General features: G+C 70.7%; 21 protein-coding genes. All 21 read right to left on the bottom strand.

Translation table 11 applies throughout. From position 1 onward, the window contains the following. Positions 1-15: 15 nt before the first annotated feature. Positions 16-1,308 carry a bifunctional phosphopantothenoylcysteine decarboxylase/phosphopantothenate synthase gene (locus tag DFO65_RS11840; RefSeq protein WP_113904634.1) on the bottom strand — a complete coding sequence of 431 codons (1,293 nt, stop codon included), beginning with the start codon at positions 1,306-1,308 and terminating at the stop codon, positions 16-18. Beyond that, on the bottom strand, positions 1,305-1,637 hold the full coding sequence (rpoZ, locus tag DFO65_RS11835) for a DNA-directed RNA polymerase subunit omega (protein WP_113904678.1): 333 nt from the start codon (positions 1,635-1,637) through the stop codon (positions 1,305-1,307). Before rpoZ ends, DFO65_RS11840 begins: the two co-directional genes overlap by 4 nt. 13 nt (positions 1,638-1,650) lie before the next feature. Beyond that, a complete protein-coding gene (gene gmk, locus DFO65_RS11830) occupies positions 1,651-2,214 on the bottom strand; it encodes a guanylate kinase (protein ID WP_181778710.1) in 564 nt (187 codons plus the stop codon). A 4-nt stretch (positions 2,215-2,218) separates the two neighbouring features. Then, complete coding sequence (gene mihF / locus DFO65_RS11825) at positions 2,219-2,545, bottom strand: integration host factor, actinobacterial type (protein ID WP_113904632.1); 327 nt, start codon at positions 2,543-2,545, stop codon at positions 2,219-2,221. Positions 2,546-2,639: 94 nt separating this feature from the next. Further along, entirely contained in the window at positions 2,640-3,512 is an 873-nt protein-coding gene (gene pyrF / locus DFO65_RS11820) for an orotidine-5'-phosphate decarboxylase (protein ID WP_113904631.1), read from the bottom strand. Continuing rightward, positions 3,512-6,787 carry a carbamoyl-phosphate synthase large subunit gene (gene carB, locus DFO65_RS11815; protein ID WP_113904630.1) on the bottom strand — a complete coding sequence of 1,092 codons (3,276 nt, stop codon included), beginning with the start codon at positions 6,785-6,787 and terminating at the stop codon, positions 3,512-3,514. Before carB ends, pyrF begins: the two co-directional genes overlap by 1 nt. A gap of 9 nt (positions 6,788-6,796) precedes the next feature. After that, positions 6,797-7,945, bottom strand: a complete 1,149-nt coding sequence (gene carA, locus DFO65_RS11810; protein ID WP_113904629.1) for a glutamine-hydrolyzing carbamoyl-phosphate synthase small subunit — start codon at positions 7,943-7,945, stop codon at positions 6,797-6,799. After that, positions 7,942-8,436, bottom strand: coding sequence for a PH-like domain-containing protein (locus DFO65_RS11805; RefSeq protein WP_113904628.1), 495 nt, complete (start codon positions 8,434-8,436; stop codon positions 7,942-7,944). The genes carA and DFO65_RS11805 overlap by 4 nt, the downstream gene beginning before the upstream one ends. Further along, entirely contained in the window at positions 8,421-9,737 is a 1,317-nt protein-coding gene (locus DFO65_RS11800) for a dihydroorotase (RefSeq protein WP_113904627.1), read from the bottom strand. Before DFO65_RS11800 ends, DFO65_RS11805 begins: the two co-directional genes overlap by 16 nt. Further along, positions 9,730-10,710 carry an aspartate carbamoyltransferase catalytic subunit gene (locus DFO65_RS11795; protein ID WP_113904626.1) on the bottom strand — a complete coding sequence of 327 codons (981 nt, stop codon included), beginning with the start codon at positions 10,708-10,710 and terminating at the stop codon, positions 9,730-9,732. Before DFO65_RS11795 ends, DFO65_RS11800 begins: the two co-directional genes overlap by 8 nt. Further along, positions 10,707-11,258 (bottom strand): bifunctional pyr operon transcriptional regulator/uracil phosphoribosyltransferase PyrR, encoded by a 552-nt coding sequence (gene pyrR / locus DFO65_RS11790; RefSeq protein ID WP_113904625.1) that lies wholly within the window; start codon positions 11,256-11,258, stop codon positions 10,707-10,709. Before pyrR ends, DFO65_RS11795 begins: the two co-directional genes overlap by 4 nt. Positions 11,259-11,369: 111 nt before the next feature. Beyond that, positions 11,370-11,777 (bottom strand): transcription antitermination factor NusB, encoded by a 408-nt coding sequence (gene nusB, locus DFO65_RS11785; RefSeq protein WP_113904624.1) that lies wholly within the window; start codon positions 11,775-11,777, stop codon positions 11,370-11,372. Beyond that, positions 11,778-12,338, bottom strand: a complete 561-nt coding sequence (gene efp / locus DFO65_RS11780; RefSeq protein ID WP_113904623.1) for an elongation factor P — start codon at positions 12,336-12,338, stop codon at positions 11,778-11,780. Positions 12,339-12,483: 145 nt separating this feature from the next. Further along, complete coding sequence (gene aroB, locus DFO65_RS11775) at positions 12,484-13,611, bottom strand: 3-dehydroquinate synthase (RefSeq protein WP_113904622.1); 1,128 nt, start codon at positions 13,609-13,611, stop codon at positions 12,484-12,486. Positions 13,612-13,769: 158 nt separating this feature from the next. Beyond that, on the bottom strand, positions 13,770-14,411 hold the full coding sequence (locus tag DFO65_RS11770) for a shikimate kinase (protein ID WP_113904621.1): 642 nt from the start codon (positions 14,409-14,411) through the stop codon (positions 13,770-13,772). Beyond that, on the bottom strand, positions 14,408-15,601 hold the full coding sequence (aroC, locus tag DFO65_RS11765; RefSeq protein WP_113904620.1) for a chorismate synthase: 1,194 nt from the start codon (positions 15,599-15,601) through the stop codon (positions 14,408-14,410). Before aroC ends, DFO65_RS11770 begins: the two co-directional genes overlap by 4 nt. A gap of 10 nt (positions 15,602-15,611) precedes the next feature. Beyond that, positions 15,612-16,340, bottom strand: a complete 729-nt coding sequence (locus DFO65_RS11760) for a prepilin peptidase (RefSeq protein ID WP_113904619.1) — start codon at positions 16,338-16,340, stop codon at positions 15,612-15,614. Between the two features lie 3 nt (positions 16,341-16,343). After that, a complete protein-coding gene (locus DFO65_RS11755) occupies positions 16,344-17,363 on the bottom strand; it encodes a shikimate dehydrogenase family protein (RefSeq protein ID WP_113904618.1) in 1,020 nt (339 codons plus the stop codon). Further along, a complete protein-coding gene (mltG, locus tag DFO65_RS11750) occupies positions 17,363-18,685 on the bottom strand; it encodes an endolytic transglycosylase MltG (RefSeq protein WP_245940669.1) in 1,323 nt (440 codons plus the stop codon). The genes DFO65_RS11755 and mltG overlap by 1 nt, the downstream gene beginning before the upstream one ends. After that, positions 18,682-19,158, bottom strand: a complete 477-nt coding sequence (gene ruvX, locus DFO65_RS11745) for a Holliday junction resolvase RuvX (RefSeq protein ID WP_113904617.1) — start codon at positions 19,156-19,158, stop codon at positions 18,682-18,684. Before ruvX ends, mltG begins: the two co-directional genes overlap by 4 nt. Further along, positions 19,155-21,809 (bottom strand): alanine--tRNA ligase, encoded by a 2,655-nt coding sequence (gene alaS / locus DFO65_RS11740; RefSeq protein WP_113904616.1) that lies wholly within the window; start codon positions 21,807-21,809, stop codon positions 19,155-19,157. The genes ruvX and alaS overlap by 4 nt, the downstream gene beginning before the upstream one ends. Position 21,810: the final 1 nt, after the last annotated feature.

The raw sequence follows: 21,810 nt of genomic DNA, 5'->3' as shown, positions 1-21,810 counted from the left end.
GGCGTCGATTCTACGTCAGCGCATGTGCTCGCCGATGACGGCGACGACCTTTTGCGACACATCGTCCTTGCTGCCGGAGAACGCTCCCAGCTCGTCGATCCCGGCCTCGGCGGCGGCGAGCACGTGGACCTCCGTGTCGTCGTGGCCGAAGGCGCGGTCGCCGGAGACGTCGTTGAATACGAGGAGGTCGACGCCCTTGCGGACCAGCTTCTCGCGGGCGTAGTCGTACGCGCTGTGCCGGTCGTCACCGGTCTCCGCGGCGAATCCGACGATGGTCTGGTCCCTCTTCCGCGTGCTCACGAGGCCGGCGAGGATGTCGGGATTCTGCACGAGGCTGATCGTCAGCCCCTCGTCCCCCGACTTCTTCATCTTCGCTCCGGCCCGATCGGCGGGGCGGTAGTCGGCGACGGCGGCGGCCATGACGATGACGTCGGCGTCGGGCTGCGCGCGACGCATCGCCTCGGCGAGCTCGAGGGTCGACTCGACCTCGGTGACGTCGACTGTCGCCGGCAGCGTCTGCAGCAGACCGGAGTCGACGTTCGCGGCGACGAGCTCCACGCGGGCCCCGGCGGCATCGGCGGCCCGGGCCAGGGCGATCCCCTGCTTGCCCGAGGAGCGGTTGCCGAGGAAGCGCACGGGGTCGAGGGCCTCCCTGGTCCCGCCGGCGCTGATGACGACGCGGCGTCCGGCCAGGGGCGAGGCGGTCCGGCCCGCGGACGAGGCCCCGGCGGGGGTGTGCTCGGTCGGGGTCTGCTCGGCGGCCGAGCCTGTGCTCCCGACTGCCGCACTCGAGGCGGCGAGGGCGAAGTCGACGATGTCCTCGGGTTCGGGCAGGCGTCCGGGCCCGGAGTCGGGACCGGTGAGACGACCGACGGCGGGGTCGAGGACGTGGACCCCGCGGGCGCGCAGGGTCGCGATGTTGGCGACGGTCGCCGGGTTCTGCCACATCTCGGTGTGCATCGCCGGGGCGACGACCACCTCGGCGGTGGTGGTGAGCACGGTGGCGGTCAGCAGGTCATCGGCGAGACCCGCCGCGATCCGCGCCACGGTGTTCGCGGTGGCCGGGGCGATGACGACGAGGTCGGCCTCCTGCCCGATGCGGACGTGGTTGACCGTGTCGACCTCGTCGAAGAGGTCGCTCGTCACGGTCTCGCCGGACAGGGCCTCGAAAGTGGCGGCACCGACGAACCTCAGCGCCGCCTCGGTGGGGACCACCTTGACGGTGTGCCCGAGCTCGCGCAGCCGCCGGATGACATGGCACGCCTTGTAGGCGGCGATGCCCCCGGCGACACCGAGCACGATCCTCACTGGTCGGTGAAGTCGATCGCGCCGTCGTTGCCTGCCGGGGCCGGTGCCGGGGACTCGTCGACCGCGCCGAAGTCGGCGGGGGTGACCTCGCGGGCGACGATCTTGCCCTCGTTGATCTCACGCAGGGAGATGGACAGGGGCTTCTCGTTGGGGCCCGGGGTGACCAGCGGTCCCACGTTCTCCAGCAGCCCCTCCTGGAGCTGGGCGTAGTACGCGTTGATCTGGCGAGCTCGCTGCGCCGCGATGGACACGAGTTCGTACTTCGAACCGGTGACGGCCAGGAGATCATCAATCGGAGGATTGGTGATGCCTTCAGGATGTGCAGGCAAGGAGGGTTCCAATCTAATCGGAAGCGGATATACCCATCAATTGTATGAGTTCTTGGGCGGCAGTGCGAACGTGGTCGTTGACGACGGTGACGTCGAACTCGGATTCGGCCGCCAGCTCCTGCCGTGCCGTGGTCAGCCGCCGCTCCTGCTCGGCAGGCGTCTCGGTCCCCCGCCCGGTCAGCCGCGACACGAGCTCCTCCCAGCTGGGCGGGGCGAGGAAGACGAACAGGGCGTCGGGCATGCGGTCCTTGACCTGGCGGGCGCCCTGCAGGTCGATCTCGAGCAGCGCGGGAGTGCCCGCCTCGAGCGCCTCCCGCACCGGCGCCGCGGGAGTCCCGTAGCGGTGGCGGCCGTGGACCACGGCGTACTCGAGGAGCTCGCCGGCGGCGATGAGCTCGTCGAACTCGTCGTCGCTGATGAAGTGATAATGGACACCGTCGATCTCACCCGGACGCCGGGGCCGCGTGGTGGCGGAGACGGAGAACCACACCTCCGGATGATGGTCTCTGATATAGGAGCTGATGGTGCCTTTTCCGACAGCGGTGGGTCCCGCCAGTACGGTGAGTCTGTTCTTCACCAGCCTATTGTTTCAGTTCCTTCGAGTATTTCTCCAACAGGGCGCTCTTCTGGTGCACTCCCAAACCCTTGATGCGTCGGGAGGCCGCGATGCCGACCTCCTCCATCGCCGCCTCGGCGCGCCGATCGCCGACCCCCGGCAGCGAGCGCAGCAGGTCGAGCACGCGCATCTTCGCGAGCGCCTCGTCCGCCTCGGCCTTCTTGAGCACGGCGGCGAGATCGGTCCGACCGGTCTTCAGCGCCGTCTTCACCTCGGCACGCGCCTGCCGGGCTTTGAAGGCTTTGTCGAGAGCGGCCGAACGCTGCTGCGGGGTCAAAGGTTCGAGTGCCACATTGTCTCCTCTGTCACCATGAACGGGCAGGTAGGGAAGTTGCTTCAGTCTAAATCAAAAACCCGCGCCGACGACACACCGGTGACGAAGAAAATCAGCCGAGGTCGCGCAGGGCCTCGTTGAGGAACGTCGCCGCCTCCCGGACCCCGTCGGGGCCCGCCCCGAGCACGCCCCGCGAGGTCGTCGCGAGCACCTGGTTCCGGGCCAGCGCCGCGGCGCCGAAGACCGCGACGAGCTCGGCGACCCCGGCCCCCTGCGCCCCGGGGGTCGGGGCGAGGATCGGACCGGCGCACGAGGCGGGGTCGAAGCCGAGCTCGCTCGCGGCGGTCCCGATCGTCGCCCCGACGACGAGGCCGAAGCGGCCCAGCTCGTCACCGCCGCCGCGGGCCGCGGCCTCCGCGGCGTTGTGGGCGGCGACCTTCGCGACGATCGAGCCGGCCACCGAGGTGCCGAAGCCCTCCGTGCCGGCTGCGCCGTGGGCGTGCTGGACCTCCCGGCCCTCGGGGTTCGAGGTCAGGGCGAGGACGAACACGCCCCGGTCGTGGGTCCCGGCCAGCTCGAGGGCCGGGGCGAGGGCGCCGAAGCCGAGGTAGGGCGAGACCGTGATCGAATCCGCGGCGAGCGGCGAGTCGGGACTGAGGTAGGCCCGGGCGTAGGCGCCCATCGTCGACCCGATGTCCCCCCGCTTGACGTCGAGGACGGTGATGAGACCCGCCTCCCGGGCCGCGGCCAGCGTCTCCTCGAGAGCGGCGACGCCCGCCGCCCCGTACTGCTCGAAGAACGCCGACTGCGGTTTGACGGCGGCGACGGTACCCGCGAGCTCGGCGACGGTGCGCAGCGAGAACTCGCGGACCCCGGCCGCGGTGTGCGGCAGCCCCCAGAGGTCGAGGAGATGGTCGTGCGGGTCGATGCCCACGCACACCGGACCGTGCTCGGCCATCGCCTCGGCCAGCCTCGCCCCGAACATCACGAGCTCCAGTCCTGGAGGCTGCGGACGTCGAACCGGCGGTCGCGGACGACCTCGAGGGCGGTCACGGCGGCCGCGAACTCGGCGACCGTGGTGATCAGCGGCACCGAGTGGGCGGTCGCCGCGGCGCGGATCTCGTACCCGTCGGCGCGCTCCTGCCGGCCCGAGGGCACGTTGATGACCATGTCGATCGTGCCCGCGGTGAGGTAGTCGAGGACCGTCGGCTCGGTCTCGTCGGCCTCGAAGTGCTTGTGCACCTGCGAGGTGGTGATCCCGTAACGGGACAGGACCGCGGCGGTGCCGGTCGTCGCGACGACGTCGAAGCCCATGTCGACGAGCTCCTTGACGGGCAGGACCATGGCCCGCTTGTCGCGGTCGGCGACCGAGACGAACACGGTGCCAGAGGTCGGCAGCTTCACCGAGGCGGCGAGCTGGCCCTTGGCGAACGCGGTCGGGAAGTCCCGGTCGATGCCCATGACCTCGCCGGTCGAGCGCATCTCCGGTCCGAGCACCGAGTCGACGACCTTGCCCTCGACGGTGCGGAACCGGCGGAACGGCAGCACGGCCTCCTTGACGGCGATCGGGTGGTCGAGCGGCAGGGTGGACCCGTCGCCGGCGGCCGGCAGCAGGTCCCCGCGCAGATCGGCGATCGTGCGGCCGACGGCGATGAGGGCCGCGGCCTTCGCGAGCTGGGTCGAGGTCGCCTTCGACACGAACGGGACGGTGCGCGAGGCCCGCGGGTTCGCCTCGATGACGTGGAGGACGTCGGCGGCGATCGCGAACTGGATGTTGAGCAGTCCGCGCACGTTGACGCCCTCGGCGATCGCCCGGGTGGCGGCCCGCACCCGGGACAGCACGTCCTCGCCCAGGGTCAGCGAGGGCAGCACGCAGGCCGAGTCGCCGGAGTGGATGCCGGCCTCCTCGATGTGCTCCATGATGCCGCCGATGAAGATGTCCTCACCGTCGTAGAGGGCGTCGACGTCGATCTCGATCGCGTCCTCGAGGAACCGGTCGACGAGGACGGGACGGTTGACCGAGATCTCGGTCGCCGAGGCCATGTAGTCGAGCAGCTGGGTCCGGTCGTAGACGATCTGCATGCCGCGGCCGCCGAGGACGTAGGAGGGCCGCACGAGGACCGGGTAGCCGATCTCGTCGGCGATCGCCGCCGCCTCCGCCGCGGTCACGGCGGTGCCGTGCTTCGGCGCGGTGAGTCCCGCGCGCTCGAGGACGGCGCCGAACTCCCCCCGGTCCTCGGCGAGGTCGATCGCCTCGGGCTGGGTGCCGAGGACGGGAACGCCCGCGGCCTTGAGCTTGTCGGCCAGGCCCAGCGGGGTCTGCCCGCCGAGGGTGCACACGACGCCGAGCACAGGACCGGCGGCCACCTCGGCGTGGTAGACCTCCATGACGTCCTCGAACGTCAGCGGCTCGAAGTAGAGACGGTCGGCGGTGTCGTAGTCGGTCGACACGGTCTCCGGGTTGCAGTTGACCATGATCGTCTCGTAGCCGGCGTCCGAGATCGCCATCGTCGCGTGCACGCACGAGTAGTCGAACTCGATGCCCTGGCCGATCCGGTTGGGGCCGGAGCCGAGGATGATGACGGCCGGCTTCGTCCGCGCGGCGACCTCGGTCTCCTCGTCGTAGCTCGAGTAGTGGTACGGGGTGTGGGCGGCGAACTCCCCGGCGCACGTGTCGACGGTCTTGTAGACGGGGCGGATCCGCAGGGCATGGCGGACCCCGGTGACGACCCCGGTCGTCATGTTCCGCAGGCCGGCGATCTGCTCGTCGGAGAAGCCGTGGTCCTTGGCGAGCCGGAGCAGGTCGGCGTCGAGCTCGTCGGCGTCGCGGATGTGGAAGGCGACCTCGTTGATGAGCTCGATCTGGTCGAGGAACCAGGGGTCGATCTCGCAGGCGGCGAACACCTCGGCGTTCGTCAGTCCCGCGGCGAGCCCGCGCTGCACGGCGTGCAGGCGGTCGGCGGTGGCGTGGGAGATCGATTCGAGGACGGCCTCCCTGACCTCGTCGTCGGCGATGTCGGGCAGGTCGTCCCAGGAGAACGCCGAGCCCTTCTGCTCCATCGAGCGCATCGCCTTCTGCAGCGCCGAGGTGAAGTTGCGGCCGAGCGCCATCACCTCGCCGACGGACTTCATGGTCGTCGTCAGGGTCGGGTCGGCCGCGGGGAACTTCTCGAACGTGAAGCGCGGGATCTTCACGACGACGTAGTCGAGGGTGGGCTCGAAGCTCGCGGGGGTGACCTGGGTGATGTCGTTGGGGATCTCGTCGAGCGAGTAGCCGACGGCGAGCTTGGCCGCGATCTTCGCGATGGGGAAGCCGGTGGCCTTCGAGGCCAGTGCCGAGGAGCGCGAGACGCGGGGGTTCATCTCGATGACGACGATGCGCCCGGTGCGCGGGTCGACGGCGAACTGGATGTTGCAGCCGCCGGTGTCGACGCCGACGGCGCGGATGACGGCGATGCCGATGTCGCGCATCCGCTGGTACTCACGGTCGGTCAGCGTCAGTGACGGCGCCACGGTGATGGAGTCGCCGGTGTGGACGCCGACGGGGTCGACGTTCTCGATCGAGCAGACGACGACGACATTGTCCTTGTGGTCGCGCATGAGCTCGAGCTCGTACTCCTTCCAGCCGAGGATCGACTCCTCGAGGAGCACCTCGTGGGTGATGGAGTCGGACAGGCCGGCGCCGGCGATGCGGCGCAGATCGGACTCGTCGTAGGCCATCCCGGATCCGAGGCCGCCCATCGTGAACGACGGCCGGACGACGACGGGGTAGCTGAGCTCCTCGGCGGCGGCCAGCGCCTCGTCGAGGGTGTGGCAGATGGCCGAGCGGGCCACCTCGGCGCCGCAGTCGACGACGATGTCCTTGAACTTCTGGCGGTCCTCACCGCGCTGGATGGCCTCGACGTCGGCGCCGATGAGCTCGACCCCGTACTTCTCGAGGATGCCGGCGTCGTGGAGGGCGATCGCGGCGTTGAGCGCCGTCTGCCCGCCCAGGGTGGGCAGGATCGCGTCGGGCCGCTCCTTGGCGATGATCGATTCGATGATCTGCGGGTCGATCGGCTCGACGTAGGTGGCGTCGGCGACCTCCGGGTCGGTCATGATCGTCGCCGGGTTGGAGTTGATGAGGATGACGCGCAGGCCCTCGGCACGCAGCACGCGGCAGGCCTGGGTTCCCGAGTAGTCGAACTCGCAGGCCTGGCCGATCACGATGGGACCGGAGCCGATGACGAGAACGGATTCGAGGTCTTGTCTCAGTGGCATGGGTGCTCCTTAGGCCTGGGGCGAGGACGTGGCGGACATGAGGTCGATGAAGCGGTCGAAGAGGTAGCTCGAGTCGTGCGGACCGGCTGCCGCCTCGGGGTGGAACTGGACCGAGAACGCGGGGATGTCGAGACACTGGAGTCCTTCGACGACGTCATCGTTGAGGCACACGTGGGAGACGGTGACCCGCCCGAAGTCCGCGTCGTGCGGCGCCACGGTCTCCCCCTCGAGCGGGGCGTCGACGGCGAAGCCATGGTTCTGCGAGGTGATCTCGACCTTGTCGGTGGTGCGGTCGAGGACGGGCACGTTGATGCCGCGGTGGCCGAACGGCAGCTTGTAGGTGCCGAAGCCGAGCGCGCGGCCGAGCAGCTGGTTGCCGAAGCAGATGCCGAAGAAGGGGATCCGGGCGGCGAGCACCTGCCGGAGCAGGTCGACCTGGGCGTCGGCGGTGGCGGGGTCGCCGGGTCCGTTGGAGAAGAACACTCCGTCGACGCCGAGCTGACTGATCTGCTCGAACGTCGTCGTGGCCGGGAGCACGTGGACGTCGATCCCGCGTTCGCTCAGCCGCTGCGGCGTCATCGACTTGATGCCGAGGTCGACGGCGGCGACGCGGAACCGCGCCTCGCCCTGGGCCGGGACGAGGGTCGGCTCGGTGATCGAGACCTCCTCGGCGAGCCGGGCGCCGGCCATCCGCGGGGAGGCGAGCACCTTGTCCAGCAGCTCGGCCTCGCCGGCGTCGGCGGCCGGTCCGGAGAAGATGCCCATGCGCATCGCCCCCTTGTCCCTCAGGTGGAGGGTGAGAGCGCGGGTGTCGACGCCGGAGATCCCGACGATCCCGGAGTCGGTGAGGCGGGTCTCGAGATCTCCCTGGGAGCGCCAGTTCGAGGAGATGCGGGAGGCGTCGCGGACGACGTAGCCGGCGACCCAGAACCTCACGGATTCGTCGTCGTCGGTGTTGACCCCGGTGTTGCCGATGTGCGGGGCGGTCTGGATGACGATCTGGCGGTGGTAGGACGGGTCGGTCAGCGTCTCCTGGTAGCCGGACATGGCGGTGACGAAGACGGCTTCGCCGAGGGTTTCGCCGATGGCTCCGTAGGCGGAGCCGCGGAAGACGCGGCCGTCTTCGAGGACGAGGACGGCGGGGGTGGAAGGTCTCATTGTGCCTCTTCGATCATTTCGCGGATACGGTGGACGGTGGGGGTGGTGTGGGCGGAGTAGCGGGCGCGGAACCCGGTGTCGACGAGCGTCTGCCCGAGCCTCCAGGTGATGCGCACGATGCCGCCGCGCTCGACGAACTTCCCGATCATCCCGGCCGTCGTGTCGACGGACACGATGTCGCGGCGCGGGATGAGGAAGTCCTCCCGGCCGGCGAGGTCCATGACGACCCCGGCGTCGGTGACGACGAGCTCGCCGGAGGTGCGGATGCCGAGGCCGTGGACGGCGACCCGGTCGAGCGGGTGCCCGGCCAGCGTCGTCGAGACGTAGGAGCCCTCGATCGGATCGGCCACAGGGGTGATGCCCAACGGGGGCCGGCTCGGCTGGGGGACGTCGGCCTGGCCGCGCTTCCTCCTGCTCCAGCCCCAGGTCAGGGCCAGGAGCAGGAGGACGATGACGGCGACGACGATGATGACTGCTACTGGTCGGTCCACGATGCTCCTGCCGGGTGCGGGGTGGTCAGGCGGCCGTCGGCGAGCACCCGGTGGCCGTAGAAGAACGTGTCGGTGACCCGGGTGGAGACCTCGACGCCGGCGAAGGGGTTGTTGCGCCCCTTCGTCGCGTGGTCGTCGGGGGTGATGGTGTGCGCGGCGTCCGGGTCGACGAGGATGAGGTTGGCGCTCGAGCCGATCTCGAGGCTGCCGTGGCCCGAGGCACCGGTGATCCGTGCCGGCGCCTGGGACATCACGCGGGCGACGTCGCCCCAGCCGAAGTCGTGGTCGGCCATCGCCTCGACGACGATCGCCAGCGCCGTCTCCATCCCGACCATGCCCATCGCCGCGGCCGTCCACTCGCTGCACTTGTGCTCGGCCGTGTGCGGGGCGTGGTCGGTGCCGATGACGTCGATCGTGCCGTCGGCCAGCGCCGCGCGCAGGGCCTGGACGTCGGCGTCGGTGCGCAGCGGCGGGTTGACCTTGTAGACCGGGTCGAAGCTGCGGACGAGGTCGTCGGTGAGCATGAGGTGGTGGGGGGTCACCTCGGCGGTGACCTGGACCCCTCGGGCTTTCGCCCAGCGGATGATGTCGACGCTGCCGGCGGTGGAGACGTGGCAGATGTGGAGCCGGGAGCCGACGTGCTCGGCCAGCAGGACGTCGCGGGCGATGATCGACTCCTCGGCGACGGCCGGCCAGCCGGGCAGCCCGAGCTCGGCCGAGACGACGCCCTCGTTCATCTGCGCGCCCTCGGTCAGCCGGGGCTCCTGGGCGTGCTGGGCGATGATCCCGTCGAAGGTCTTGACGTACTCGAGTGCCCGGCGCATGAGCAGCGGGTCGGACACGCAGTGGCCGTCGTCGGAGAACACCCTGACGCGGGCCGCGGAGCGGGCCATCGCGCCGAGTTCGGCGAGCTGGCCGCCGGCGAGGCCGATCGTCACGGCCCCGACGGGCACGACCTCGGTGTACCCGGCCTCGCGGCCCAGCCGGTGGACCTGCTCGACGACGCCGGCCGTGTCGGCGACGGGGGCGGTGTTGGCCATCGCGTGGATGCAGGTGAACCCTCCGGCGGCGGCGGAGCGGGAGCCGGTGAGGACGGTCTCGGCGTCCTCCTTGCCCGGCTCGCGCAGGTGGGTGTGCATGTCGACGAGTCCGGGCAGGGCGATGAGCCCGTCGCTGTCGATGGTCTCGGTCCGGTCCCCGCCGCCGAGGAGCTCGGGGTCGACGATGCGTCCGGCACTGATCGCGATGTCGCCCGGGCCCTGGCCGAGGATGTTCGCGCCGCGGATCAGATATTCACTCATTGTGGTCCTCCTGACCAGTCAGTAGGCGGTACAGGACTGCCATGCGCACGCTCACTCCGTTCTCGACCTGGTCGAGGATGAGGGTGCGCCGGGAGTCCGCGGCGGCCGCCGAGATCTCGAAACCGCGGTTCATCGGCCCCGGGTGCATGATGAAGGTCTCGGCCGGCAGGCGGTCGAGACGGCTCGCGCTCAGCCCCCACAGCCGCGAGTACTCGCGTTCGTTGGGGAAGAACGACTCGTGCATCCGCTCGTGCTGGACGCGCAGCATCATCAGCGCGGCGAAGTCGACCCCGGACAGCGCCTCGTCGAGGTCGTAGTGGAGCGTCACCGGCCAGGTCTCGGCTCCCCACGGCAGCAGGGTCGGGGGGGCGATGAGGTGGACCTCGGCGCCGAGGCGGGCGAGCAGGTGGACGTTCGACCGGGCGACGCGGGAGTGGAGGATGTCGCCGACGATCGCGACCTTCGCCCCGTCGAGTCCCCGCCCGCGGGGTCCGTCCTTGACCGCCCCCGAGGCGGGGAAGCCGCCGAGCGCCCGCCGCAGGGTGAACGCGTCGAGCAGGGCCTGGGTGGGGTGCTCGTGGGTGCCGTCGCCGGCGTTGATGACGGGCACGTCGATCCACCCGGTGTGGGCGAGCCGGTGCGGCGTGCCCGAGCCGGAGTGGCGGACGACGAGCGCATCGGCGCCCATCGCCGAGATCGTCTGCACGGTGTCCTGGAGGCTCTCCCCCTTGGAGACGGAGGAGCCCTTCGCGGAGAAGTTGAGGACGTCGGCGGACAGCCGCTTGGCGGCGGCCTCGAAGGACAGCCGGGTCCGGGTGGAGTCCTCGAAGAACAGGTTGACGACCGTGCGTCCGCGCAGGACCGGCAGCTTCTTCACCTCGCGGGCGGACACGAGCGTCATCTCCTCGGCGATGTCGAGCAGGGAGATCGCCTCGGCGCGGGTCAGGGAGACGGTGTCGAGCAGGTGCCTCATCCGCGGCCCCCCGAGATCGTCACGGCGTCGGACCCGTCGATCTCGGCCAGTGTGACGTTGACGCGTTCGCTGCTCGAGGTGGGGAGGTTCTTGCCGACGTGATCGGCGCGGATCGGCAGTTCGCGGTGGCCGCGGTCGACGAGGACGGCCAGGCGCACCCTGGCGGGGCGGCCGAGGTCGGCGAGGGCGTCGAGGGCGGCGCGGATGGTGCGCCCGGAGTAGAGGACGTCGTCGACGAGGACGACGGTCTTCGCATCGATTCCGGCGGCCGGGATCGTCGTCGGCTCGGGTGCGCGGTAGGTCCCCGATCGCAGGTCGTCGCGGTACATCGTGATGTCGAGGCTGCCGACGAGGTCTCCGGCGCGCTCCGGGTGGCCGTCGATCGCGGCGATCTGCGCGGCCAGCCGCCGGGCCAGTGGGGTGCCGCGGCGGGGGATGCCGAGCAGCACGAGGTCGTCGGTGCCCTTGTTCGACTCGATGATCTCGTGGGCGATGCGGGTCAGCGCGCGCTGGAGGTCAGCGGCGTCGAGCACGGTTCGCTGTGTCATGGGTCCCCTTCTCCGCCTCTCCGGACGGTGGTTAAAGGAGTGTGCAGATTGAATTGTAGCCTCGCGGCGTCGGTGCCGGTCCCCGGTGTCCGGATTCCGGCCCGGGCTCCCTCAGGTCAGGGTGGGCTTGACGTCGAGGATGCGCGAGAGGAGCCCGGAGACGAACTTCGGTGAGTCGTCGGTCGAGTACTGCCGGGCCAGGGACACCGCCTCGTCGATCGCGGCCCGGTCGGGGACCTCGTCGTTGAAGAGGATCTCCCACGTGCCGATCTCGAGCAGGGCGCGGTCGACGGCGGGCATCCGCTCCAGGGTCCAGCCCTGGGAGTAGGTGGAGATGATCTCGTCGATCTCGTCACGCCGGCTCATGATGCCGTCGACGATCTCGACGGCATAGGGCTTCATCGGGTACTCGGGGTCGTCCGATCGCATCGCGACGACCTCGCTGAGGGTGAGTCCGCGCTGCCCGGCCTCGAACAGGAGCTCGAGGGCCCGGCGGCGCGCTCGGGTTCGTGCCCCCACTTACTTGACGCGGCCCAGGTAGTCGCCGGTGCGGGTGTCGACGCGGACCTTGACGCCCTCTTCGAGGAAGAGGGGGACCTGGATCTCGGCGCCGGTCTCCAGCGTGGCCGGCTTGGAGCCGCCGGTGGAGCGGTCGCCCTGCAGTCCCGGCTCGGTGTGGGTGATCGTCAGCTCGACGGAGGCGGGCAGCTCGACCGACAGCGGGGTGCCCTCGTGGAAGGAGATCTGCAGGTCCTGGTTCTCGAGCATGTAGTTCGCGGCGTCGCCGACGAGTTCGGCGGAGACGTTGACCTGCTCGTAGTCCTTGGCGTCCATGAAGACGTAGTCGGTGCCGTCATGGTAGAGGTACTGCATGTCGCGGCGGTCGACGTTGGCGGTCTCGACCTTGGTGCCGGCGTTGAAGGTCTTGTCGATGATCTTGCCCGAGATCACGTGCTTGAGCTTGGTGCGGACGAACGCCGGGCCCTTCCCTGGCTTGACGTGCTGGAATTCCAGTACCTGCCACAGCTGGTTGTCGAGATTCAGCACGAGGCCGTTCTTCAGGTCGTTGGTTGTCGCCACAGATCAAGTCCTTCACGGTTGGGTTCCGCTCGCGTCGAGGGAGCCAGGGCGCGAGCCGGCAGTTTTGCCAATCATCGATTCTATCAAGACCCGGAGGGGCACGCCTACACGAAGCGCGGGCCGCGGGCCGCCGACGTGCGCGATCTCACTTCGCGCGCAGGCCGAGATCCCCGCCCAGCGGCACCCGCGGGGACTCCTCCCCGATCTCCTGGTAGGCGGTGTGGAGGATCGAGACGTCGGGGATCTCGACGGTCGCCGGCTGGGCGATGTCGGCCAGCAGCACCATCCGCAGCATCGATCCGCGGGCCTTCTTGTCCCGGCGCATCGTGTCGAGCAGCTGCGGCCAGACGTCGGCGCGGTAGCCGGTGGGCAGCCCGAGCTTGGACAGCAGCTCCCGGTGGAGGTCGACGACCTCGCTGGGCAGGTTCCGCACCATGGCCGCCACCTCGGCGGCGAAGACCATTCCCACGGACACCGCGGCGCCGTGGCGCCACTGGTAGCGCTCCTTGTGCTCGATCGCGTGGCCCAGGGTGTGGCCGTAGTTGAGGATCTCGCGCCGGCCGGACTCGGTGAAGTCCGCGGACACGACCTCGGCCTTGACGGCGATGGACCGTTCGATGAGCTCGCGGAGCACGGGAGAGTCGACGTCGGCGATCTCGGCCTTCGAGTGCCCGGCGATGAGGTCGAGGATCGCGGGGTCGGCGATGAAGCCGGACTTGACGACCTCGGCGAGGCCCGTGAAAAGCTCGTACTCGGGCAGGGTCCGCAGGGTGTCGAGGTCGACGAGGACCCCGGTCGGGGCGTGGAAGGATCCGACGAGGTTCTTGCCCTCGGCCGTGTTGATGCCGGTCTTGCCGCCGATGGACGCGTCGACCATGCCGAGCACGGTGGTCGGGATGTGGATGACCGAGATGCCCCGCAGCCAGGTCGCGGCGACGAATCCGCCGAGGTCGGACACGGCTCCCCCGCCGACGGTGACGATCGCGTCGGTGCGGGTGAAGTCGGACTGCCCGAGGACCTGCCAGCAGAAGGCGGCGACCTGGACGTGCTTGGCCTCCTCGGCGTCGGGGATCTCGGCGACGATCGCGTCGAGGCCGAGCGCGCGCAGGTCGTCGCGGACGGCCTCCCCCGTCGCCCGCAGCGCGCGGGGGTGGATGACGAGGACCTTCTCGGCCCGCGGGCCGATGAGGTCCGGCAGCTGCCCGAGCAGGCCCTGTCCCACGAGGACGGGATACCTGCCGCCGGCGTCGACGTCGATTCGTGTCACTGTCATTGTCGGCTCTTCCCACTTCGCTGGTCGTCGGTGCGTTGCTTCGCACCGTGCGGTCGGTCGTCAACCGAGTCCCGATTCGGCACCGGGACTCGGTGCCCGGTTCGGCACCGGTTGTTCGCTCGGCGCCTCCGTTCGGCGCCGGCCCTCGTGCCGCCAGCCTAGCGCGGGTCGGTCGGTCGCTGCTGCGGCGGTGTCTGGTACTTCGCGTACTCCTCGGCGCGCTGGAGCTTCGTGAGCACGTCGACGATCCGGTTGACGATCGTCGACGGCGGCGAGTTCGAGGCGTGCACGCGGAACGTCGCGACCTGCTCGTAGAGCGGTTCGCGCTCCTTGACCAGCGCCTTCCAGTTCTCGACCGGCGAGCCCGCCCCGCGCAGCAGAGGCCGGTGCGGGGAGTTCAGTCGAGTGGCCACGGTCTCCGCGTCGATGTCGATGTGGACGACCCTGATCGCCGGGTGCTTGAGCTGGGCTCTCGTGCCCGGGTTGAGGATCGCCCCGCCGCCCAGGGAGACGATGCCGGGTCGGTCGAGCAGCCGCCGCAGCGCCCGGCGCACCACCTCGCGCTCGATCCGGCGGAAGTGGTCCTCGCCGCGTTCGACGAAGATCTCGGCGATGACCCCGTGCTTCTCGACGATCGCGGCGTCGGTGTCGATGAGGGGCAGGCCGAGGCGGTCGGCCAGCAGTCGGCCGATCGTCGACTTGCCCGCCGCCGGGGGGCCCGTGAGCACGATCCGCGAGTGCGCCGCGGGTACGGGTTCGACGGGCGGGACCGGCTTCGGGAGCGGATTGTCCCCGGTCATGGGCCGATGCGCAGGTTCTCCGGGATGGCAGCGAGGAAGCCGTCCAGGTTCCGCTTCGTCTCGGCCACGGAATCGCCGCCGAACTTCTCGAGCACGGCCTCGGCGAGGACGAGGGCGACCATCGCCTCGGCGACGACGCCGGCCGCGGGCACGGCGCAGACGTCGGAGCGCTGGTGGTTGGCGCGCGCCGACTCGCCGGTGGCGACGTCGACGGTCGACAGCGCACGCGGCACCGTGGCGATCGGCTTCATACCCGCACGCACCCGCAGCGGTCCCCCGGTCGACATCCCGCCCTCGGTGCCCCCGGCCCGGTTGCTCATGCGGCGGAAGCCGTCGGGGCCGACCTCGAGCTCGTCATGGGCCTGCGATCCCGGACGGGTGGTGGTGAGGAAGCCGTCGCCCACCTCGACGCCCTTGATCGCCTGGATGCCCATGAGGGCTCCGGCGAGGCGCGAGTCGAGCCGGCGGTCCCAGTGGACGTGGGAGCCCAGGCCCGGAGGCAGCCCGTAGGCGAGGACCTCGACGACTCCGCCGAGCGTGTCGCCGGCCTTCTTCGCCGCGTCGATCGCGGCGACCATCCGACTCGAGAGGTCGGCGTCGAAGCAGCGCACCGGGTCGGCGTCGAGGGCGTCGACGTCCGCGGCGGTCGGCAGGGCGGTGGCCTCGGCGGACTCGACCCCGCCGATGGCCACGGTGTGCGAGACGAGGGTGATGCCGAGCTCACCGAGGAGCTTCGCGGCCACCGTGCCCAGGGCCACGCGCATCGCCGTCTCCCGGGCCGAGGCGCGCTCGAGGACCGGGCGGGCCTCGTCGAAGCCGTACTTCTGCATGCCGACGATGTCGGCATGGCCGGGGCGCGGCCGGGTGAGCGGAGCGTTGCGGGCCATGCCCTCGAGTTCGCCGGCGTCGACGGGGTCGGGGCTCATCACGGTCTCCCACTTGGGCCATTCCGTGTTGCCGACCTCGATCGCCACGGGCGCTCCGAGGGTCGAGCCATGGCGGACGCCGCCGAGGAGCCGGACCTCGTCGGCCTCGAACTTCATCCGCGCACCCCGGCCGTAGCCGAGCCGTCGCCGGGCCAGACTCGCCTGGATGTCCGCCCTGGTGATCGGGACATGGGCGGGCAGCCCCTCAATGATCCCGACCAGCGCCTCGCCGTGGGATTCGCCTGCAGTAAGCCATCTCAACATTCCACCGATTCTACAAAAGGAATCGCGCGCCCATGGACCCGAGCCACATGCCGGAAAGCATCGCGGGGCCGAAGGCGATGACGGTCCCGGCCAGGGCACGGCGGCGCCACGCGGCGAGCAGCGCCGCGGCCGACGCGATGAGCATCATGACGACGAAGACCGCGGCCAGCGCCCACGGCGAATGCGCTCCCGCCACCGCCCCGACGACCACGGCGAGCTTGACGTCGCCGAGCCCCAGGGTCCGCGCATGCAGGAGGCGCCCGACGAGGTGGAGCAGGCCGAGGAGCGCGGCCGCGGCGACCGCGGAGACGAGCGCCGGCACCCAGATCCCCCGGTGTCCGAGCTGCGTGCCGAGGACGAGGACGACTGCGTCGACGGCGATGAGCGGGAGGAGGAGGCGGTCGGGCAGACGGTGGACGAGGACGTCGACGACGAGGAGGAACGGCGTCGCGGCGGCGGCCGTGCCGAGGAGGAGGGGCAGGAGGACGAGGTCGAGGCCGCCGGGCAGGGCGGTGGGCGACAGGGAGGCGGGCGACAGGGCGGGGTGCAGCAGGGCCGCGGCGGCGGCGATGAGCGACCCCGAGGCGACGAGCAGGACCGGGCGGTGATGCCGGGAGGCCGTGACGACCGCGGCATGGTCGTCGTCGGCGATCCACCACCGCGACGTCGCCGCGATGAGCAGTCCGGAGGCGGTGGACACGACGATCGTCAGCACGGCGAACGACCACTGCCCGGTCATCGTTCAGCCCGCGCTCGCACCCGCGGTCCGGGGCGTGCCGTCGGCGACAGCGGTCCGGGCGTCGAGGGCCGCGTGCATCGCGGAGGCGACGGCCGCCCGTTCGGCCGCTGCCGCGTCTGGTGACGCCGTGCCCTCGGGCTCGGGCCTCGCCTCACCCGGCGCGGGTGTCCCGGGATGCTTTCCGCGGCCCTCGTCGCCGCGGGCTGCGGCGAGGAACATGACGAACTGCTCGACGGCCTGCTCGACGAGCATCGCGGTCCCGTCGACGGGTGTCACCCCGCGGCGCGCGGCCCCGGCGAGGAAGGCGGATGCGGTCGCGTAGGCGACGTCGAGGGCGACTCCCCCGCGCACGTCCGCCGGCCATTCGAGATCGGGCACCGCCTCGGCGGGGAGGGTGGAGATGAGGATCTCGGCAGTCGGCAGGACGGTCAGGGGCGCGGTGGCAGCGGTGATCCCGAGCCGGGTGCAGAGGTCGAGGACGCCGCTCGCGCGTGAGGGGTTCCTCACGAGGAGGTCGATCTCGGTGACGCCGAGGCGCGCGCACGCGACGACGGCCGAGCGGGCCGTGGCGCCTGCCCCGAGGATGACCGCCCGCCCGGTGCCCTCACCGGCGAGCCTCTCGCCCACCGGTCCCGCAGCCTCTCCGCGCCGGCGGGCGCGGGCGGCGCGCAGCGGGGAGGAGAGGGCGCCGACGATGCCCTGGACGTCGGTGTTCGCCACGAGCGTCGAGTCGCGACTGCGCACCAGTGTATTGCCCACTCCGGTGAGGTGGGCCGTGTCGTCGAGGACCCAGCCGGCGGTCGCGGCGAGGTCGACGAGGCGCTCCTTGAGCGGCATCGTCAGCGAGAAGCCGGTGAAGTCCGCGTGCGCGGCGAGGAAGGACCCGAGCTCCTCGGCCCCGACGTCGAAGCGCGTGTACTCGCTGTCGTCGAGGCCGAGCGCCGCGAACGCCGCCCGGTGGAGCAGGGGCGACTTCGAGTGGCCGATGGGCCGACCGAGGACCGCGGCCCTGATCGTCGCCATCAGTTCTCACCCCGGTGCTCGCGCAGCCATTCGCGGTAGACCTCGACGTTCTTCCGGTGCTCCTCGTAGGTCTCGGCGAACTTCGTCTCACCCGTGTCGGGGTTCGTCGCGACGAAGAACTGCCACGGCCCGTCGGCGGGGTTGAGCGCGGCGTCGACGGCGCCCGCGCTCGGCGAGTTGATGGGTCCGGGCGGAAGGCCCTTGTGCTTGTACGTGTTGTAGGGGCTGTCGGACTTCCTCTCCTCGGCCGTCGTCGTGAGATCGGCGCGGGCGCCGTGGATGTAGGCGACCGTCGCGTCGGACTGGAGGAGCTGACCGGTCTCCGAGTCCTCGGAGATGCGGTTGAGGAAGACCCGGGCGACCTTCTTGCGCGTCTCCTCGTCGCCCGGCGACTCGATCTCGACGAGGCTGGCCAGGGTGAGGACGCGGTTGGCGTCGTCGAGGGCGATGTCGGCCCCCTCGAGCTCGGCGGCGGTCTTGTCGACCATCTCCGAGACGATCGCCTCGGCGGTCTTCGACTCCCCGAGGTCGTAGGTGGCTGGGTAGAGGTACCCCTCGAGGCTGGGGGCGTCGACGTCGAGGCCGTAGTCCTTCGGCTTCTTCCCGTCGATCGCCTGGTCGACCGCCTCGGCGCTCATCCCGGACTCGATCATCGTCGCCTTGATCTGGTCGATCCTGCGGCCCTCGGCGATCGTGATCGTCGGCGGCTTGATCGGGTCGACGAGAGCGTCGACCGCGGCCTCCGCGCTCATCTTCTCCCGCATGATCACGGGTCCTGCCTTGATCGTCACGTCACGGCGCTCGATCTCGTCGAGGAACGGCTCTGAGTTCATGATCACCCCGGCCTCGACGAACTGGTTCGCCACGGACCGCGCCGAGGCGCCCGGCGGGATCTCGAGGGTCACCTCGCTTGTGCCCTGTCCCTCGTAGTCGCCCTTGGGCCCGAACAGGTCGCTCACCGCTCCCCCGGCGGACTTGACGGCGAAGAAGCCCCCGAAGCCGAAGACGAGCACGCACAGGGTGACGATGACGGTGGTCCGGCGGCGGCGCAGCATCCGCCGGCGCTTCCGCGCCTTGAGCTCGGCTCGGCTCAGGCCCGCGTCCGCGCCGAAACCGGGGACGGCCGGCGCGTCGGCACTACCCGGTGCGTCATCGGGAGCCGTCGGGTCGGACTCGGCGCGGGCGCCCGGCGACGGTGTGCCGGCGCCTGCGGCATCACTGCCCGCGCCGGCGCGCGGATCCTGCGCATCGGCGCCCGTGGTCTCTCGTCGTGTCTCGGGGTCCGGCTCGGAATCCGAGGGTGGGCCTGGGAACGGACTCATGGTTCTCCCTCCGTCTGCGGCATGTCGCGACCGGCCGCGGCACCGGTGGTGTGCTCGTACTCGAGAGCATGCTGGAGGATGATGACGGCGGCCTGGGCGTCGACGATCTCCCTGCGCTGGCGTGAGTTCCTCCCTGCCGCGGCGAGTGCCTGGTGCGCCTCGGCGGTCGTGAAGCGCTCGTCGACGAGGCGGATCGGCGTCGTCGTGGTCTCGCCGATCCGGCGGGCGAACTCGAGCGCGGCGCCAGCCGCGGCGCGGGCGGTGCCGTCGAGCGACCGGGGGTCGCCGACGATGATCTCGATGGGCTCGTACTCGTCGATGATCTCGGCCAGGGCCCGCAGGGCGGCCGGTTCGTCACCGCGCCGGACCACGGTCAGCGGGGTCGCGAGGATCCCGTCGGGGTCGCAGGCCGCGACCCCGATCCGCACGGAGCCGATGTCGAGGCCGAGCCTGCGGCCCCGGCGGAAGCTCACTGGAGCGCAGCCTTCACCGCGCCGATCGCCGCGGGCACGGAATCGACGTCGCTGCCGCCGCCCTGGGCCAGATCCGGCTTCCCGCCGCCTCCGCCGCCGAGTTCGCGGCAGGCGAGGCCGACGAGCTTCCCGGCCTGGATCCCGGCCTCCCGGGCGCCCGGGGTCGTGGCGATGACGACGACGGGCTTGCCGTTGCTCACGCCCACGCCGAGGACGACGGCCGACTGGTCGGACACCCGGGAGCGCAGGTCGGTGACGATCGTGCGGATGTCCCCGGCGTCGGAGACCTCGCCGAGCTCGGCGACGACGAACAGCGTCGAGCCGACGCGCTGAGCGGAGTCGAGGAAGCGGCCGGCCTCGGCGAGCAGCTGCGCCGAGCGCAGCCGCGCGATCTCCTTCTCGGCGTCCTTGAGCCTGGTCATGAGGTCGGAGACGCGGTCGCGGACGTCGGGGCCGGGAACCTTGAGCATCTCCGAGAGCGAGGACACGATCGTCCGCTCGGCCGCGAGCGACCGGAACGCGTCCATGCCCACGGCCGCCTCGATGCGCCGCACCCCGGACCCGACCGAGGCCTCGGAGAGCACGGAGATCGGGCCGACTTCGGAGGAGGCGGCCACATGGGTGCCGCCGCACAGCTCGCGGGAGAAGGGCCCGCCGATGTCGACGACGCGCACGACGTTCGGGTACTTCTCCCCGAACAGGGCCATGGCCCCGGACTTCCGCGCGACGTCGAAGGGCAGGTACTCGGTGCCGACCTCGTAGTTCGACCGCACCGCGAGATTGGCGACGTCCTCGATCTCGGCCCTCATCTGCGGGCTCGGGGCCTCGGGGAAGGAGTAGTCGAAGCGCATGTAGCCCGGCTGGTTGAGCGAACCGGCCTGGACGGCGTGGCTGCCGAGGATCTCCCGCAGCGCGGCGTGGACGAGGTGGGTCGCGGTGTGCGCCTGCGAGCCCTGGAAGCGGTGGTCGTGGTCGACGGTCGCGAGCACGTCGGAGCCGACGCGGATCTCTCCGGCGAGGACCTCCACGCGGTGGACGGGCAGGCCCTTGATCGGGTTCTGGACGTCGAGGACGCGGGCGCTGAAGCCGTCGCCCTTGATGAGGCCGATATCGGCGCGCTGACCGCCGGACTCCGCGTAGAACGGGGTGAGGTCGAGGATGAGGTCGGCGGTCTCGCCCGTGCCGATGACCTCCCGCGCCTCGCCGTCGACGACGATGCCGCGCACCCGGGAGTCGGCGTCGAGCTGGTCGTAGCCGACGAACGTCGGTGCGCCCTCCTCGAGCAGCGCCGAGTAGGCGGAGAGGTCGGTGTGGTCGCCGCCCTTCTTCGCCTTCGCATCGGCCTTGGCCCGCCGGCGCTGTTCGGCCATGAGGGACCGGAAGCCCTCCTCGTCGACGGAGACGCCGTGCTCGGCGGCCATCTCGAGGGTGAGGTCGATGGGGAAGCCGTGGGTGTCGTGGAGGGCGAAGGCGATGTCGCCGCTGAGCGTGCGCTCACCCTTGGGCAGCGAGGCGGCGGCGTTCTCGAACAGCTGCGTGCCGGATTCGAGAGTGCGGAGGAATGCCTTCTCCTCGGCGTAGGCGATGCGCGAGATCCTGTCGAAGTCGGTCTCGAGCTCCGGGTACGAGGACTTCATCGCCTCCATCGACACGGGCAGGAGCTCCGGGAGGACCTCGGTGGTGACGCCGAGGAGGCGCATCGCCCGCACGGCCCGACGGAGCAGCCGGCGCAGGATGTAGCCGCGGCCCTCGTTGCCGGGCCGGACGCCGTCGCCGATGATGATGAGCGCCGAGCGGACGTGGTCGGCGACGACGCGCATCTGCACGTCCTCGTCGTGGTTGGCGCCGTAGGCGTGGCCCGAGAGGCGGCTCGCGGCCTCGATGACGGGGAACACCTCGTCGATCTCGTACATGTTCTCGACTCCCTGGAGGAGGAACGCGACGCGTTCGAGCCCCATCCCGGTGTCGATGTTCTTCGCGGGCAGCTCTCCGGCGATGTCGAAGTCGACCTTGGAGCGGACGGCGGAGAGCTCGAACTCCATGAACACGAGGTTCCAGATCTCGATGTAGCGGTCCTCGTCGGCGACGGGTCCGCCCTCGACGCCGTAGTCGGGTCCGCGGTCGTAGTAGATCTCGGAGCAGTAGCCGCCGGGACCGGGCTGTCCGGTGTGCCAGAAGTTGTCCTCGTGCCAACGGGTCTGGATCCGCTCGCGCGGGATCGAGGTCTCGGTCAGCCACAGGTCGATCGTCTCGAGGTCGTCCTCGTGGACGGTGGCCCAGAGCAGGTCGGGGTCGAAGCCGAGGCCGCCATCGGCGACGGGATTCGTCAGCAGCCCCCAGGCCAGGCGGATCGCCTCGCGCTTGAAGTAGTCGCCGAAGGAGAAGTTGCCGTTCATCTGGAAGAACGTTCCGTGGCGGGTCGTCTTGCCGACCTCTTCGATGTCGCCCGTGCGCACGCACTTCTGGACGCTCGTCGCGCGGGGGAACGGCGCGGGTTCGCGTCCGGTGAGGTACGGGATGAACTGGACCATTCCCGCGATGTTGAACAGGATGGACGGATCGGAGCTGATCACCGACGCCGAGGGAACCACTGCGTGTCCGTTCGCTTCGAAGTAGTCCAACCAGCGCTGCTTGATCTCTGCCGTCTTCATC

This window comes from Brevibacterium sanguinis (genome assembly GCF_003315415.1).
Classification (GTDB): Bacteria; Actinomycetota; Actinomycetes; order Actinomycetales; family Brevibacteriaceae; genus Brevibacterium; species Brevibacterium celere_A.
This window is presented reverse-complemented; position numbering and strand designations above follow the sequence as displayed.